Source organism: Variovorax nivicola (assembly GCF_051216475.1).
In the GTDB taxonomy this organism is placed as follows: Bacteria; Pseudomonadota; Gammaproteobacteria; order Burkholderiales; family Burkholderiaceae_C; genus Variovorax.
In genome coordinates, this window is record NZ_JBPJZK010000001.1 from 223,398 (window position 1) to 238,891 (window position 15,494).

Below are 15,494 nucleotides of genomic sequence, written 5' to 3' on the forward strand. Positions count from 1 at the left end.
CCGATCAGATGACGTCGAGCGCGAGCGACAGGCCCGAGAGGAATGCGTCTTCGACGCGGTGGCCGGTGCACCAGTCGCCGGCCACGCCGATGCGGGCCTTGCTGTCCCAGAGGTGCGTCGTGCCCACGGGCACCTGCGTTTGCGCTTCGTTCCAGCACAGGGCCTGGGCGTGCGCGGGCGTGGCATGGATGCCGGTGATCTCGGCGAAGGCACGCAGCAGCTTGGCTTCGACGCGCGCGGGCGTGTCGCGCAGATGCTCTTGCGACCACGTGGCGCTGGCCTGCAGCGTCCAGCGCTCGACGGGCTCGCGACCAGGCTTGGACGATTCGCGCGCCAGCCACGCCACGCGGTGGTGGGTGCTGCGGGCCGCATTCCATTGCGGGCCGAGGTGCGACATGGTGGGCTGGTTGGCCTGGGGGTAGGCGACCATCAGCGTCCAGCAGGGCGCGATGCGCACGGGTTCGATCTTGCGGCTGAGCGTGGCCGAGAGCTTGCCGTCGCCCAGCAGCGCGCGGGTGCGTGCAGGCGGCACGGCGAGCAGCACGGCGTCGAAGCCGGAATACACGTGCTGCGAATCGTCGGCGCCTGCGGTGCGCAGTTGCCAGCGCTTCGCATCGAGCGCGTCGGGCTCGATCTGCGTGACCTGCGTGCCGGTAATGAGGCTGTCGCCCAACGGCTTGGCCCAGTGGGCCGCCAGCGCGTCCATGCCGGGCTGCGCCACCCAGTGCGGCTCGAGCGAGGGCAAGGCCGCCTCGGCCACGCGGCCATGGGCGTCGAGCACGCGCACGAGGTTGGCGCTCCAGCGCTTGCACAGGCCGGGCGTGCTTTCGAGCGCCAGCGCAAAGCGCGGGTCGCGCACGGTGAAGTACTGGGCGCCGCTGTCGAAGCGGCCGAAGGCGGTGTCGATGCTCGCCATGCGGCCGCCGGCCGTGGCCTCGCGTTCGAACAGCGTGACCTTGTGGCCGGCCTGCACCAGCGTTCGTGCACAAGCCACCCCAGCGATGCCGGCGCCGATGACGGCGAAATTGCGCGGCGCGCGCGGGGTGGCTGGGGTTCGGTGACGGTCGGCGGCCTTGGCCGGCTTCTTTGCAGTTGCGCGAGTGCTCATGACGAACTCTTTTCTTCTGGATGGAATGCGGTTGGATGTGTCTGCACTCTACATCGGTCCGAGAGCCGCTTCGCCTGAGGACACACCCTTAGCGAAGCTGCGCGAATCCTCGGCAATACTCGTCAACCCCTCATCGACCCCGATGCCGCTCGAGCAGCGCACGCCGCGTGCCTTCATGCTCGAACTGCGCCAGCCACCATTCGAGCGCCCGCCCCGGCTTGCCCGCGCTGCGCACGCGCCATGCGCAATGCATCGTTCCCATTGGCGGCATGCGCTCGGTCTTCAGCTCGACCAGGTGCCCGGCCTCGATGTACGGCCGCGCCATCGGCTCGGGCAGAAAGCCGCCACCCAGCCCGTGCAATTGCGCCGCGATCTTGGCCTGCATGCTCGGCACGGTGAGCACGTCCTGCCCACCCATGAGGTTCACCGTCATGCTCGGCCCGTGCCGCGCTGAATCGGCCGCGGCCACCGCGCGGTGCTGCCGCATCACCGCGTCGCTCAGCGGCTGAGGCAGGCGCGCCAGCGGATGGTGCGGCGCCACCGCATAGACGAAGCGCAGCTCGCCGATCGGCCGGGTGCGGATGCCCGTGGCGGTAAGCGCCAGGCTCGCGGCATCGAGCACCGCGCCGATGGCCAGGTCGGCCTCGCCGCTGGTCAGCGCCTCGATGGTGCCCAGCAGGGTCTCGTCGCGCAGCTTGAGGCGCGTGGGCGGCTCCAGCGCGAAGAAGGCCGTGGCCAGGTCGAGCAGCGGGTCGCGTGCGATCACGCTGTCGACTGCGATGGTCAGCATCGGCTCCCAACCCGTCGCCACGCGCTTGACGCGGTTGGCCACAGCGTCGATTTCGTTGAGCAGCCGGTCGGCCTCGCGCAGCAGCTCGGCACCGGCCTCGGTGAGGCGAGCCTGGCGGGCGCTGCGGTCGAACAGCAGCACGTCGAGCGCGTCCTCGATCTGGCGCACCCGGTAGCTCAGCGCGCTGGGCACGAGGTCAAGGGCGCGGGCGGCGGCGGCAAAGCTGCCGGTGCTGGCCACGGTCTGGAGCATGGAAAGGGCGTCGGGGGTCAGCACGTCTCTGGGGCTGGGCATGGCGGCTCCATTGATCAAATTATTTGAATGGTGCCATCAAACCGCGGCGTCTTTCCGAATGGGGTGCGGGCCTAAAGTTCTTTACATCCGCTGCGCATCCGGCGCGGCATACGAAGAAGGCCCGCAAACCCCCACAGGGCAGGGCCGAAGGAGTCAGACGATGTTGCAAGTCCGTAAATCACAGGAACGCGGTTATGCCGACCATGGCTGGCTGCGCTCGTTCCACAGCTTTTCCTTTGCCAACTACTACGACCCGGAGCACATGGGCTTCGGCAACCTGCGGGTGATCAACGAAGACCGCGTGGCGGCGGGCGCCGGTTTCGGCACCCACGGCCACAAGGACATGGAGATCATCAGCTACGTGCTTTCGGGCGAGCTGGCGCACAAGGACAGCATGGGCAACGTGGAAAGCATTCCACCCGGCGACGTGCAGCGCATGAGCGCGGGCCGCGGTGTGATGCACAGCGAGTTCAACCACAAGGCCGACGAGACCACGCACTTCCTGCAGATCTGGATCCAGCCGAACGTGCGCGGCATCGAGCCCGGCTACGAACAGAAGAAGTTCAGCGACGCCGAGAAGCGCGGCAAGCTGCGCCTCGTGGCCTCGCCCGACGGCAACGACGGCTCGGTGACGGTGCATGCCGATGCGCGCCTGTATGCCGGCCTGCTCGACGGCGAAGAAAAAGCCAACCTGGCGCTCGACCCGAAGCGCAAGAGCTACGTGCACCTGGTGCGCGGCGAGCTCGAAGTGAATGGGCAGAAGCTCGTGGGCGGTGACGCCGCGATGCTGGAAGGCGAATCGCAACTGACGCTGGGTGCCGGCAAGGACGCCGAAGTGCTGGTGTTCGACCTGGCCGCCTGATCCCCCTTGCCGGGCGCTTGCCGCCCGGCTTTTTCTTTCCCTTTTCCCCTTTTCAATTTCAACAACCGAGGAGTTTTTCAATCATGGCAACTACAACCACCCCCAATTCGGCACAAGACACGCTGGCCCTGGTCGGCCGCATCCTGATCGCCTACCTGTTCATTCCCGCCGGCATCGGCAAGCTCTTGGGCTTCGGCGGCACCGTTGGCTACATCACGTCCGTCGGCTTGCCGCTGCCCGAAGTGGGTGCGGCCATTGCGATCATCGTCGAGCTGGGCCTCGGCATCGCGCTGCTGCTGGGCTTCAAGACCCGCTGGACCGCGATCGTGATGGCGATCTTCACCGTGGCGACCGCGCTGTTCTTCCACAAGTACTGGTCCGCACCTGACGCCATGAAAATGATGCAGCAGATCAACTTCAACAAGAACATCGCCATTGCAGGCGGCCTGCTTGCCCTCGCAGGCTTCGGTGCCGGCCGCTTCAGCATCGACAAGCGCTAATCACCCCGACCGACCCGTTCACACCAGGAGCACCCAAACATGGCAAACATCGTCGTCGTCTTCCATTCCGGCTACGGCCACACCCAGCGCGTGGCGCAAACCGTGGCGGACGGCGCGGGCGCCCAACTGCTCGCCATCGACGCGGACGGCAACCTGCCCGAAGGCGGCTGGGAGCTGCTGGCCGCGGCCGACGCCATCATCTTCGGCTCGCCGACCTACATGGGCGGTGTGAGCTGGCAGTTCAAGAAGTTCGCCGATGCGTCGTCGAAGGTCTGGTACACGCAGGGCTGGAAAGACAAGCTTTTTGCGGGCTTCACCAACAGCGCCACCATGAACGGCGACAAGGTCACCACCATGACCTACCTGTGGACGCTCGCGATGCAGCACAGCGGCATCTGGGTCAGCATGGGCATCCTGCCGAGCAACAGCAAGGCCGCCACGCGCGACTCGATGAACTACGTGGGCGGCTACGGCGGCCTGCTGACGCAATCGCCGTCGGACGCCAGCCCCGCTGAAATGCTGAAGGGCGACTTCGACACGGCTCGCGCATTCGGCGAGCGCATTGCCACAGTGGCAAGATCGCGCGAATAACCGGCAACCCGCCACCCACGGAGAACACGATGACCGACACCGCCCCCGAGACCCAACTGCTCAAGCCGCACGACAAGGACCTCGGCGGTGGCTTCAAGGTGCGGCGCCTGCTGCCCGCGGCGCAGCGCCGCTCGGTCGGCCCCTTCGTGTTCTTCGACCATTTCGGCCCGGCCACCGAACAGCCGGGCACCGAGCACGACGTGCGGCCGCATCCGCACATCGGCCTCTCGACGGTCACGTATCTTTTCAAGGGCGCGATGATGCATCGCGACAGCATCGGCAGCGTGCAGGAGATTCTTCCCGGCGCCATCAACTGGATGACCGCCGGCAAGGGCATCGTGCACTCCGAGCGCAAGCCCGATCGCCTCAAGGCCGACACCTACGTGAACCACGGCCTGCAGCTGTGGGCCGCGCTGCCGCAGGCGCATGAAGAAACCGAACCCAGCTTCGAGCACACGCCTGCCGATGCGATTCCCGAACTGGTGGAGCAGGGCGTGGCGGTGCGCGTGCTGGTGGGCGAAGCCTTCGGCGCCCGTTCGCCGGTGAAGACGCTCTCGCAGACCGTGTACCTCGACATCGCCTTGCCTGCGGGCGGGCGCTTCGAATTGCCCGCGCTCGCATCCGAGCTGGCCATCTACGCGGTCGATGCCGATGTCAGCGTGAATGGCGAGCCGGTCGAGGCGCACACCATGGCCGTGCTGCCCGACGGGCAAGGCGCGGTGCTCACGGCGGACACCGCCGCACGGCTGATGGTGATCGGCGGCGAGCCGCTCGATGGCCCGCGCTACATCACCTGGAATTTCGTGTCGAGCCGGCGCGAGCGCATTCTCGAAGCTGGTGCCGACTGGGCCGCCCAGCGCATGGGCCACGTGCCCGGCGAGACCGAATTCATTCCGCTGCCCGGCAAGCCGTTCGGCGTGCGCGAACCCGACACGGGCACCACGCCGGTCTGAAGCTGGAACTGAAGCGCCAATGAAAAAGGGCCCGACGCATCGGGCCCTTTTTGTTTTTTGCAGTTACTCGTTGCCGATCGCCACAGTCTCGGACGGCAATGCGCCTGACGGTGCCTTCGGCAGCTCGACCACGCCCTTGCGACCCCCACGGCCGCGCCAAGCCGAGTAGCCCACGCCCAGCAGCAGCAGCACGCACAGCCCGATGAAGGTGCCGCTGATCGGCCGCGTCACGAACACCGACATGTCACCGCGCGAGAGCAGCAGTGCGCGGCGGAAGTTTTCTTCCACCATCGGCCCGAGCACGAAGCCCAGCAAGATCGGCGCGACCGAGAACTCCAGCGACATCAGCAGGGCGCCGACGATGCCGAACACCAGCACTTCCCAGATCTGGAACAGGCTGTTCTGCGTGCTGTACACGCCCGTTGCAATGAAGAACATCGCGGCCGGGAACAGGTACTTGTAGGGCACCTTCAGCAGCTTCACCCACACGCCGATGAGCGGCACGTTCAGGATCACGAGGATCACGTTGCCGATCCAGAACGAGGCGATCAGGCCCCAGAAGATGTCCGGATGCTCGGTAATGAGCTGCGGGCCGGGCTGGATGCCCTGGATCAGCAGCGCACCCAGGATCAGCGCCATCACCGCGTCGCCCGGGATGCCCAGGCTCATCGTCGGGATGAAGTCGACCTGCGTCTTCGAGTGGGCCGAGGCCTCGGGGCCGGCCACGCCTTCGATCATGCCAGTGCCGAACTTGTTCGGCGTCTTCGACACCTTGCGCTCCAGCGCGTAGGCGATGAAGGTGGTGATGGTCGGGCCCGTGCCGGGCATTGCGCCGAACACCGTGCCGACGATGGTGCCGCGGATCATCGCGGGGAAGGCGCGCTTGAGCTCTTCCTTGCTCGGGCGCATGTCGCTGAGCTTGAGCGTGCCGGTGTCGCCGATGGTCTTCATGCGGTTCACGTTGAGCAGGAAGTCGGCCACGCCGAACAGGCCCATCGAGATAGCCACCAGTTCGAGGCCGTCGCTCAGCTCGGGCAGGCCGAACGCGAAGCGGAAGCTGCCGCTGTTCACGTCGGTGCCAACCACGCCGCACAGCAGACCGAACAGCGTCATGGCCACGCCCTTGAGCGGCGAGCCGCGCGACATGGTGGAGCCGGCGAGCAGGCCCAGCAGCATGATCGAGAAGATCTCGGTCGGGCCGAACTTGAACGCGATCTGCACCAGCAGGGGCGAGGCGAAGATCATCACGATGATGCCGACCGACGCCGCGAAGAACGAGGCGATCATCGTCACCCCTAGCGCGACGCCCCCCTTGCCCTGCTTGGTCATCGGGTACCCGTCCAGACAGGTCACCGCATGCGGCGGGTGCGACGGCATGTTCATCAGGATGGCGCCGATGGCGCCGCCGTACTGCGAGCCGTAGAAGATGCCGGCCAGCATCAGGATGGCGGGCACCGGATGCATAACGTAGGTGAGCGGCAGCAGGATCGAGATGGCCTGCAGCGCGCCCATGCCCGGCAGCACGCCGATCAGGTTGCCCACCAGCACGCCGAAGAAGGACCACATCAGGTTCGAGCCCTGGAAGGCCACGCCGAAGCCGAACCAGAGGTCGTGGAGCGATTGACCGATCATGGTGTCAGCCTCCCCACTGGAACAGGGGCAGCTGCAGCTTGAGCGCCCACCAGAAGATCACCACCGCGATGAAGCACATCGCCAGCGACAGCAGCAGCGCCTCAGTCAGCGTGTTGTCGCGGTCGCCGAGCGCCGAGATGAACACGATGGCGAAGGTGGCCGGCAGCAGGCCGCCGTATTCGCCGAACAGCAGGAACGCGAGGATGCCCAGGATGATGCAGATGCCGCCGCGAATGTCGGGCATGCCGCCCGGATGGCCGTGCGACGCGGCTTCTTCGCTCGCGCCTTCCGCTTGCTTGTTGCCGCGCGCGGAGACCGCGATCAGCAGCCCCGTGAGTGCCAGCAGCGCGCCGAGCGCGACCGGGAAGAAGCCCGGTCCCATGTGCGCAAGTTCGCCAACGCGGTAGCCGATGCCGGCATAGACGGCGGCCAGTCCGATGACGATCAGCAGGGCGCCGCCGTAGTAATCTTTTTTGAATTTTGAAGCGGGCCGAAGCGCGTGCGAGGCCGGATCTTCACCGAGCTGGTGCTGCATTGAGTCTCCTTCGATTGGAAGGAGCGCAGTCTAGGAATCGAGGCTTTCAATCGCCTTTCGGAGCGGGCGCAAACGGCCCGGCGACCCGCAAAATACGTGTAATCACGTACCGGTGTATCGGGTGAAACCCTTGCAAAGAAGGGCCTCAGAAGGCGCGCAGCGGCAGCCTCAGGATCGCGCGCAGTCCGCCGCCGTTAGGGCTCTCGGGCATGTCGGCGTTGTCGAGTTCGATCTCGCCGCCGTTGCGCCGCGCATAGCTGCGCGCAATGGTGAGGCCGAGGCCGGCGCCCTGTGTTGCAACGGCGGCCACGGATGGGTCGCGATGGAAGCGCTCGAACACGCTGTCGCGCCGTTCAGGGGCGATGCCCGGTCCGCTGTCGCACACTTCGGCCAGCGCGTACGAGGCCTCGCGCCGCACGGTCACCGTGATGTTGCCGCCGCGCGGCGTGTACTTGATGGCGTTGTGCACGAGGTTGGCAAGCACCTCGTGCAATTCGGCGGCGTTGGCTGCCACGGGCAGCACGGGCGGGTCGTCTTCATCGCCGGCTTCGTCGGTGCCGTCCGTGTCTTCGCCGTCGTCGCCTGCGGTGGCGATGCGTTCGGCGGCGCTGTCGCCGCGCGCATCGACCCAGCCCAGGTCCTGGTCGTTCTCGCGCGCCAGCGGCAGGTATTGCAGCACGACCTCGCGTGCGATGGCGTTGAGGTCGACCACCGTCGGCTCTGTCGGTGCGACTTCGTCTTCGGTGGTGGCATGGGCCAGCGCCAGCAGCTGTTCGCTGAGGCGGCGCGTGCGCGCGAGCTGCGCGACGATGGCGTGCAGCGACTCGCGCATGCGCGCCGGGTCGATCTCGCGCACCGCGTAGCCGGCCTGGATCGACAGAATGCTCAGCGGCGTGCGCAATTGGTGCGAGGCATCGGCCAGGAACTGCGATTGCTCGGCCACCATGCGCCGATGGCCTGCGATGTGGTGGTTGACCGCGTCCACCAGCGGCGTGACCTCCTGCGGCACGCCGCTGGCGTCGAGCGGCGTCAGGTCGTCGCGCGATCGCTCGCGCAGGGAGCTGCGCAGGCGCTCCAGCGGGCGCAGCGTCCACGCCACGCCGAGCCACACCAGCAGCGCCATCACCAGCACCATGCGCGTGTCGCGCAGCAGCTCCTGGCGCAGCGACTCGGCCTGGGCCTCGGTGCGCGGGCCGGTGCCTTCGGCCGCCTGGATCAGCACGCTGTAGGCCGCGCCGGGGTGGACGTTGTCGTACACCGTCTGCCGCAGTGCGGCCACGCGCACCGGATGCTGCTCGTGCACCGCGTCGTAGAACACCGGCGTGCCGTCGGGCGGTTGCTGTGCCGGGCGGGGCAGGCCGGGCACGCCCATCAGCGTGGTCTCGGGCGAGTTCACGTCCAGCGTCTCGCCCTTGGGAATGCGCTGCACGCCGACGTGCAGGTACTTGTAGCGCAGGTGCGTGGACTCGAACATCGCCTGGATCGAGAACGGCTCCTGCACGCGCACGCTGCCGTCGCTCGCCACCACGATGCCGTTGGCCAGCGCCTGCACGGGTTCGAGCAGGCTCTGGTCGTAGGCGACCACGAGCGAATCGGTCAGTGCCTTGTAGTCGTTCCAGCTGTCGAGTGCCAGCAGCGCGACGATGCCGGGCAGCAGCAGCGCGAGCAGCCGCGCGCGGATGCCGAAGCGCTGCGGCGGCAGCGCCTGTGGCTCAGTCGCTTTCGCCGGGGAGTTCGGGTTGGGCTGGGGCTGAGGATCCATCGGCAATGCTCTCCAGCATGTAGCCCAGGCCGCGCACGGTGACGATGCGCACGTCGCTGTCCGCGAGCTTGCGCCGCAGCCGGTGCAGCACCACCTCGATGGCGTCGGGGCCGGCAGTGCTGTCGTTGGTGAACACCTTGGCGAAAAGCTGCGACTTGCCGACCGGCGCGCCGCTGCGCATCAGCAAGGCGGTGAGCGCGGCCTGCTCGCGCGGCGTGAGCGACAGCAGCGTGCCGCGCAGCGTGAAGGCGTGGCTCTGGCTGTCGTACGAGAGCGAGGCGCACTGCAGGCGCGGGTGCTGCTTGCCGCGGCTGCGGCGCACAAGGGCCGACAGGCGGGCTTCGAGCTCGACCAGCTCGAAAGGCTTGGTGAGGAAATCGTCGGCGCCCAGGTTCAGGCCGCGCACGCGGTCTTGCAGGGCGCCCTGTGCCGTGAGGATCAGCACCGGCGTGCGGTCGTCGGCATTGCGCATGTCGGCCAGCACGCTCAGACCGTGCTTGTCGGGCAGGCGCAGGTCGAGCACGATGGCGTCGTATTCGGTGCCGGCCATGAAGGCCTCGGCAGTGCGCGCGTCGGGCGCGTGGTCGGCAACAAAGCCGCTTTGTGTGAGCGCACGGATCAGCCACGAGGCCATGTCCAGTTCGTCTTCCACCAGGAGGATGCGCATGGGAGGCCTGTCGACGTCTTGGTTGTTGCCGTTACTGCTTGATGGCGAGGTCGGGGTCTTCCGAGGCGCGGGCGCTGGCGCGTGCCGAGCGTGCGCTCAGGTCGGGCGCCAGGGCTTCGCGGCCGTCGAACACGAAGCAGTCGCCCTTGTAGTGCGCGCCGCCGACCTGCTCGAAATACTTGAGGATGCCGCCTTCGAGCTGCAGCACGTGCTCCACGCCTTCTTCGCGCATCAGGATCGCGGCCTTCTCACAGCGGATGCCGCCGGTGCAGAAGCTCACCACCGTCTTGCCCTTGAACTCGTCGCGATGCGCCTTCAGTGCAGGCGGAAATTCGGTGAACTTGCCGATGCGCCAGTCGATGGCGCCTTCGAAGCTGCCGTGGTCGACCTCGAAGGCATTGCGCGTGTCGAGCAGGGCGATTTCGCGACCCTCGTCGTCATGGCCCTGGTCGAGCCAGCGCTTGAGCGTGGGCGCGTCCACGCCGGGCGCCCGGCCCGCGGCGGGCTGGATGGCCGGGTGGTCCATGCGGATGATCTCGCGCTTGAGCTTCACCAGCATGCGGCGAAAGGGCTGCGCGGCGGACCAACTCTCCTTGGCCTCGAGGTCGGCAAAGCGGGCGTCGGCACGCAAATGGGCCAAAAAGGCCCGCACCCCGTCGGCGCTGCCGGCCAGAAACAGGTTGATGCCCTCGGGCGCCAGCAGGATCGTGCCCATGAGCCCCAGGGCCTGCGTGCGGGCGCGCAGGTCTTCACGCAGCACGGGGCTGTCGTCTATGGCCACGAACTTGTAGGCCGCGATATTCAGAATCTCTTGCACGGGGCGCGATTGTAGGGATTGCCAGATGGATGACCTCGCGAGCCGTTGGACGGTGGACCGTTTTAGGAGGAGGTTAAAGTTGAGACACAAAATCTAACAGGAGGGGAAATATGCTGAGAATCGCGACTATCTGTGCTTCGGCCGTGCTGTGTGCTTCGGCCTGGGGGGCGGCCAATGCGGATCAAGAGGCTTACGATCTTTGCAATACCGGCCGTGGGTTTGGGGTCGACAGACTGGCAGCATGCAACAGAGTGTCTGCGGCCAAGCATCTATCGGCGCGCCAGTATGCTGTTGCGCGCACGGTGCTGGGCAATGCGTTGAAGGAAGAAGGAGATATCCCTCGCGCAATGGCCGAATACACCGAGGCGTCACGCCTTGATCCGACGTACCCTTTCGGCTACAACAATCGCGGTGCACTCTGGAACATGGCGGGTGAGCCGCGCAAGGCGTTGCCCTATTTCGACAAGGCGATCGAGGCATACAAGCAAGTAGACCAAGCAGAGAGTCGCGCACCCAAGTATTCCGAAATCTACAAGAACCGTGGCGCAACCTGGGAGAAGCTTGGTGATCTCGACAAGGCCATCGCGGACTACGACCAAGCGCTGCGGATCAATCCACAGGATTCGGGCGCGTACCAGAATCGTGCCCTCATTTGGTACGACAAGGGCGACTACGACCGCGCAATTGCAGACAACACCGAGGCGATCAGAACAGATGCTCAGAATGTTCAGGCCCTCAACAATCGGGCTGTGGTCTGGCAAAAGAAGAATGAGATGGACAAGGCGATGGCAGACCTCAGTGAGGCGATCCGTCTCGCACCTAGCTTTCCGATGGCGCGCATGAGCCGCGGCTACCTCTGGCTTAATCGAAACAATCCAGATCTTGCGATCGCGGATTTCGATGAGGCGATTCGGCGTGTCCCAAGCTTCACGAGCGCATATGTGGGGCGCGGCATTGCCCGGTCGAACAAGCACGAATACGACAAGGCCATGGCTGATTATGACCAAGCGATTCGGATCGAACCGAAACAGATCGCCGCGTACGCTCATCGCGGGAACGAGTGGTTGAGGCGGCGCGACTTTGATCGCGCTTTTGCCGACTTTGATCAGATCACCCGTTTGCAACCGACCTATGTCGACGGCTATTTTGGCCGGGCGGATGCACGCAAAGGGAAGGGCGATCTTGACGGCGCGCTCGTGGACCTCGACAAAGTCATCAGTTTCAAGACTTGGCGCGCCGTCGATGCTCATTTCTCGCGAGCCGAAATCTGGCGGAGCAAGGGTGATCTGAAGCGTGCCACGGAGGAGGAGGAGGCCGCCTACCGCCTCGATCCCAGACTTAAGGCCCGTCTCGCAAAACCGGCGAATTAGTCTGAGCGAGGGTCTTCCTGGCGGTGCCCAGTGCCCTTGAAAACTACAATGGCCGGATGTTTGTTCACCTGCGCCTGCACACCGAATTTTCCGTCGTCGACGGCACTAACCGGATCGACGAAGTCATCAAGGCCGCCGCTGCCGACAAGCAGCCCGCGCTGGCCATCACCGACCTGAACAACCTGTTCGGGGCGGTCAAGTTCTACAAGCAGGGCCGCGGCAAGGGCGTCAAGCCCATCATCGGCGCGGAAGTCTTCGTGGAAGGGCTGGGCAAGGAACCCGGCGTGCTCACCCGCATCGTGCTGCTGGTGCAGAACATGGAAGGCTATCTGCACCTGTCCGAGCTGCTGGCGCGGGCGTGGACGCAGAACGTGGGCCGGGGCCAGTCGCAGGCGGCCTGCAAGCTGGAATGGGTCGAAGAGCTCGCGGGTGGGCTGATTGCGCTCTCGGGTGCACAGGCCGGGCCGCTGGGCCAGCCGTTGCTGCAGGGGCAGGGCGAGCGCGCGGCCGAGCTGGCATTGCGGCTGGCGGGGATTTTTCCGCACCGCTTCTACATCGAGCTGCAGCGCGCGGGCCGGCCCGAGGATGAGCCGCACGTCATTGCCGCGGTGCAACTGGCGGCCCGGCTGCACCTGCCGGTGGTTGCCACGCACCCCGTGCAGTTCGCCGCCCGCGAAGACTACGAAGCGCACGAGGCGCGCGTGTGCATCTCCGAAGGCGAAATCCTGGGCAACCCGCGCCGGGTGCGCCGGTTCACCGAAGAGCAGTACTTCAAGTCGACCGCCGAGATGCAGGCATTGTTCGCCGACGTGCCGAGCGCGCTGGCCAACACGGTCGAAATCGCCAAGCGCTGCAACCTGACGCTGGTTCTGGGCAAGCCGCAGTTGCCCGACTTTCCGACGCCCTTCGTCAGCGAAGGCGTGCGCATGCCGATCGACGACTTCTTCCGCCAGGAGTCGTTCGAGGGCCTGGAGGTGCGCCTGAAGCACCTCTACCCCGACGAGGCCAAGCGTGAGGCCGAGCGCGCGCGCTACGTCGAGCGGCTGGAGTTCGAGATCAACACGATCCTGAACATGGGGTTCCCCGGCTACTTCCTGATCGTGGGCGACTTCATCCAGTGGGCCAAGGCCAACGGTTGCCCGGTGGGCCCGGGCCGGGGCTCGGGCGCGGGCTCGCTGGTGGCCTATGCGCTGAAGATCACCGACCTCGACCCGCTCGAATACAAGCTGCTGTTCGAACGTTTCCTGAACCCCGAGCGCGTCTCGATGCCCGACTTCGACATCGACTTCTGCCAGGGCAACCGTGATCGCGTGATCGACTACGTGAAGGACAAGTACGGCCGCAATGCCGTGAGCCAGATCGCTACCTTCGGCACCATGGCCGCGCGCGCGGCCATCCGCGACGTGGGCCGCGTGCTGGACATGAGCTACATGTTCTGCGACGGCATCAGCAAGCTGATTCCGAACAAGCCCGGCATGTCGGTCACGCTGCAGTACCCGCCCGAGAAGAAGATCGAGGGCGACAAGAACAACTACGCCATCGAGATGGAACCGCAGCTGGCGGAGCGCATCGAGAAGGAAGAAGAAGTTCGCATGCTGGTCGAGCTCGCGCAGAAGCTCGAAGGCATGACGCGAAACATCGGCATGCACGCGGGGGGCGTGCTCATCGCGCCGGGCAAGCTCACCGACTTCTGCCCGCTCTACCAGCAGCCCGGCAGCGAATCGGCCGTGAGCCAGTACGACAAGGACGATGTCGAAGCCATCGGCCTTGTGAAGTTCGACTTCTTGGGTCTTGCCACGCTCACCATCCTGGAGATTGCGCGCGAGTTCATCATGAAGCGCCACAAGGGCCAGGAGAACTTCGCGTTCGAGAACATCCCGCTGAACGACGGGGCCACCTACCGGCTGTTCTCCGACGGCAAGACAGAGGCCGTGTTCCAGTTTGAATCGCGCGGCATGCAGGGCATGCTGAAAGATGCGCGGCCCACGCGCCTGGAAGACCTGATCGCGCTGAACGCGCTGTACCGCCCGGGCCCGATGGACCTGATTCCCAGCTTCGTGGCGCGCAAGCACGGTCGCGAGACGGTGGAGTACCCGCACCCGGCCGTGGCCGAGATGCTCTCCGAGACCTACGGGATCATGGTCTATCAGGAGCAGGTGATGCAGACCGCGCAGATCCTGGGCGGTTACTCACTCGGCGGCGCCGACCTGCTGCGCCGCGCAATGGGCAAGAAGAAGCTCGAGGAGATGGCCGAGCACCGCGAGAAATTCCGCGCGGGCGCCCTCGCAACGCACGGCATCGTCCAGGACAAGGCCGACGAAATCTTCGACTTGATGGAGAAGTTCGCGGGCTACGGCTTCAACAAGTCGCACGCTGCCGCCTATTCGCTGCTGGCGTACCACACGGGCTGGCTCAAGGTTCACTACACGGCCGAGTTCTTCTGCGCGAATATGACCGTGGAAATGGACGACACGGACAAGCTCAAGCTGCTGTTCGAGGACGCCCAGAAGAACTTCGGCATCACCTTCGAGCCGCCGGACGTGAACCGCGGCAACTACCGTTTCGAGCCGGTCACCAACAAGATCATTCGCTATGGCCTGGGCGCCGTGAAGGGCACGGGCCAGCTCGCGGTCGAGGCCGTGGTGCGGGCGCGCGAAGAGGGCGGGCCGTTCAAGAGCCTGTTCGACTTCTGCGTGCGCATCGACCGCCAGCGCATCAACAAGCGCACGGTCGAAGCGCTGATCAAGGCCGGCGCCTTCGACGCCATTCAGCAGAACCGCGCCTCGCTGAGCGCCTCGCTCGACCGCGCCTTCGAGTTCGCGAACGCCACGGCGGCAAACGCATCGCAGGTCGACATCTTCGGTGACTCCGAGCACGGGTCGGCCACAGCAGAGCCAGATCTGGTCGATGCCACGCCCTGGGGCGTGAAGGAGCGGCTGACGCTGGAGAAAACGGCCGTCGGCTTCTATCTTTCGGGCCACCTGTTCGACGAGGTTTCGCACGAGGTGCGGCGCTTCTGCAAGCGCGAGATCGGCGACCTGCTCGACAGCCGCGACCAGCAGGTCATTGCCGGCATCGTGAGCGACTTCCGCGTGATCAACGGCCAGCGCGGCCGGCTGGCGATCTTCAAGCTCGACGACAAGTCGGATTCGATCGACGCCACCGCCGACGAGGCGACCATCAACGCCAACCGCAACACGCTGAAAGACGACGAGTTGGTCATCGTCAGCGGCCGGCTGCAGCCCGCGCGCGGCGGTTTCGAGGCGCGCTTCCAGGTGCAGCAGGTGTGGGACCTTGCCACGGCGCGCTGCCGCTTCGGCAAGTTCCTGCGCGTGGCGGTGAACGGCAAGGCGCCTGACATCGCGCGCCTGCTGAAAGACTTTCCGCCGCGCACCGAGCAGACCGAGGTCGGCGACCTGATCCAGGGCCTGCCGGTGCGGCTGTCGATGGCGCGTGGTGGTGCGCAGGTCGAGCTGCAACTGGGCGAGCGCGCCAAGTTCTTCCCGACAGATGCGGCTCTGGCCAGCTGGACCGCGCAGGCGGAAGCAGGCAAGGCGCTGATCGTCTACGACTGATCGCGGCGCGGCAGGCAAGTGCTTGGGTAGCGTGGGCC

General features: G+C 66.0%; 13 protein-coding genes. 6 read left to right on the plus strand and 7 right to left on the minus strand.

Annotation, left to right across the window (positions count from 1 at the left end):
- Positions 1-4: 4 nt before the first annotated feature.
- Positions 5-1,108 carry an NAD(P)/FAD-dependent oxidoreductase gene (locus ACSFBF_RS01030; protein WP_435464528.1) on the minus strand — a complete coding sequence of 368 codons (1,104 nt, stop codon included), beginning with the start codon at positions 1,106-1,108 and terminating at the stop codon, positions 5-7.
- A 130-nt stretch (positions 1,109-1,238) separates the two neighbouring features.
- The gene (locus ACSFBF_RS01035; RefSeq protein WP_435464530.1) at positions 1,239-2,192 is read right to left on the minus strand and encodes a LysR family transcriptional regulator; all 954 of its coding nucleotides are present in this window, start codon (positions 2,190-2,192) and stop codon (positions 1,239-1,241) included.
- A 160-nt stretch (positions 2,193-2,352) separates the two neighbouring features.
- Here ACSFBF_RS01035 and ACSFBF_RS01040 point away from each other — a divergent pair, with 160 nt between their 5' ends.
- From ACSFBF_RS01040 to ACSFBF_RS01055, 4 genes are read left to right on the plus strand one after another with little or no spacing between them, the layout of a single operon-like run.
- Positions 2,353-3,054: a pirin family protein gene (locus ACSFBF_RS01040; RefSeq protein WP_435464531.1), complete on the plus strand. Its 702-nt coding sequence runs from the start codon at positions 2,353-2,355 to the stop codon at positions 3,052-3,054.
- Between the two features lie 17 nt (positions 3,055-3,071).
- Entirely contained in the window at positions 3,072-3,554 is a 483-nt protein-coding gene (locus tag ACSFBF_RS01045) for a DoxX family protein (RefSeq protein ID WP_435464533.1), read from the plus strand.
- Positions 3,555-3,593: 39 nt separating this feature from the next.
- A complete protein-coding gene (locus tag ACSFBF_RS01050) occupies positions 3,594-4,145 on the plus strand; it encodes a flavodoxin family protein (protein ID WP_435464534.1) in 552 nt (183 codons plus the stop codon).
- Between the two features lie 29 nt (positions 4,146-4,174).
- Positions 4,175-5,098 (plus strand): pirin family protein, encoded by a 924-nt coding sequence (locus tag ACSFBF_RS01055; RefSeq protein WP_435464536.1) that lies wholly within the window; start codon positions 4,175-4,177, stop codon positions 5,096-5,098.
- A 63-nt stretch (positions 5,099-5,161) separates the two neighbouring features.
- Here the strand turns inward: ACSFBF_RS01055 and ACSFBF_RS01060 are convergent, their stop codons facing one another.
- The 5 genes from ACSFBF_RS01060 to ACSFBF_RS01080 form a co-directional block, all read right to left on the minus strand.
- Positions 5,162-6,730 (minus strand): tripartite tricarboxylate transporter permease, encoded by a 1,569-nt coding sequence (locus tag ACSFBF_RS01060; protein ID WP_435464537.1) that lies wholly within the window; start codon positions 6,728-6,730, stop codon positions 5,162-5,164.
- Between the two features lie 4 nt (positions 6,731-6,734).
- The gene (locus ACSFBF_RS01065) at positions 6,735-7,265 is read right to left on the minus strand and encodes a tripartite tricarboxylate transporter TctB family protein (RefSeq protein ID WP_435458467.1); all 531 of its coding nucleotides are present in this window, start codon (positions 7,263-7,265) and stop codon (positions 6,735-6,737) included.
- Positions 7,266-7,410: 145 nt separating this feature from the next.
- Entirely contained in the window at positions 7,411-9,027 is a 1,617-nt protein-coding gene (locus tag ACSFBF_RS01070; RefSeq protein ID WP_435464539.1) for a sensor histidine kinase, read from the minus strand.
- Entirely contained in the window at positions 8,978-9,694 is a 717-nt protein-coding gene (locus ACSFBF_RS01075; RefSeq protein WP_258354342.1) for a response regulator, read from the minus strand. Before ACSFBF_RS01075 ends, ACSFBF_RS01070 begins: the two co-directional genes overlap by 50 nt.
- Positions 9,695-9,725: 31 nt before the next feature.
- Positions 9,726-10,511, minus strand: a complete 786-nt coding sequence (locus tag ACSFBF_RS01080) for a sulfurtransferase (RefSeq protein WP_093073643.1) — start codon at positions 10,509-10,511, stop codon at positions 9,726-9,728.
- Positions 10,512-10,621: 110 nt separating this feature from the next.
- Here ACSFBF_RS01080 and ACSFBF_RS01085 point away from each other — a divergent pair, with 110 nt between their 5' ends.
- Positions 10,622-11,881 carry a tetratricopeptide repeat protein gene (locus ACSFBF_RS01085; protein WP_435464541.1) on the plus strand — a complete coding sequence of 420 codons (1,260 nt, stop codon included), beginning with the start codon at positions 10,622-10,624 and terminating at the stop codon, positions 11,879-11,881.
- Positions 11,882-11,937: 56 nt separating this feature from the next.
- Positions 11,938-15,456, plus strand: coding sequence for a DNA polymerase III subunit alpha (gene dnaE, locus ACSFBF_RS01090; protein WP_435464542.1), 3,519 nt, complete (start codon positions 11,938-11,940; stop codon positions 15,454-15,456).
- Positions 15,457-15,494: the final 38 nt, after the last annotated feature.

What these genes read in the sequence shown, in the direction of transcription:
- ACSFBF_RS01030 (WP_435464528.1), bottom strand. Translation starts at nt 1,108, where the DNA reads ATGAGCACTCGCGCAACTGCAAAGAAGCCGGCCAAGGCCGCCGACCGT.
- ACSFBF_RS01035 (WP_435464530.1), bottom strand. Translation starts at nt 2,192, where the DNA reads ATGCCCAGCCCCAGAGACGTGCTGACCCCCGACGCCCTTTCCATGCTC.
- ACSFBF_RS01040 (WP_435464531.1), top strand. Translation starts at nt 2,353, where the DNA reads ATGTTGCAAGTCCGTAAATCACAGGAACGCGGTTATGCCGACCATGGC.
- ACSFBF_RS01050 (WP_435464534.1), top strand. Translation starts at nt 3,594, where the DNA reads ATGGCAAACATCGTCGTCGTCTTCCATTCCGGCTACGGCCACACCCAG.
- ACSFBF_RS01055 (WP_435464536.1), top strand. Translation starts at nt 4,175, where the DNA reads ATGACCGACACCGCCCCCGAGACCCAACTGCTCAAGCCGCACGACAAG.
- ACSFBF_RS01060 (WP_435464537.1), bottom strand. Translation starts at nt 6,730, where the DNA reads ATGATCGGTCAATCGCTCCACGACCTCTGGTTCGGCTTCGGCGTGGCC.
- ACSFBF_RS01065 (WP_435458467.1), bottom strand. Translation starts at nt 7,265, where the DNA reads ATGCAGCACCAGCTCGGTGAAGATCCGGCCTCGCACGCGCTTCGGCCC.
- ACSFBF_RS01070 (WP_435464539.1), bottom strand. Translation starts at nt 9,027, where the DNA reads ATGGATCCTCAGCCCCAGCCCAACCCGAACTCCCCGGCGAAAGCGACT.
- ACSFBF_RS01075 (WP_258354342.1), bottom strand. Translation starts at nt 9,694, where the DNA reads ATGCGCATCCTCCTGGTGGAAGACGAACTGGACATGGCCTCGTGGCTG.
- ACSFBF_RS01085 (WP_435464541.1), top strand. Translation starts at nt 10,622, where the DNA reads ATGCTGAGAATCGCGACTATCTGTGCTTCGGCCGTGCTGTGTGCTTCG.
- dnaE (WP_435464542.1), top strand. Translation starts at nt 11,938, where the DNA reads ATGTTTGTTCACCTGCGCCTGCACACCGAATTTTCCGTCGTCGACGGC.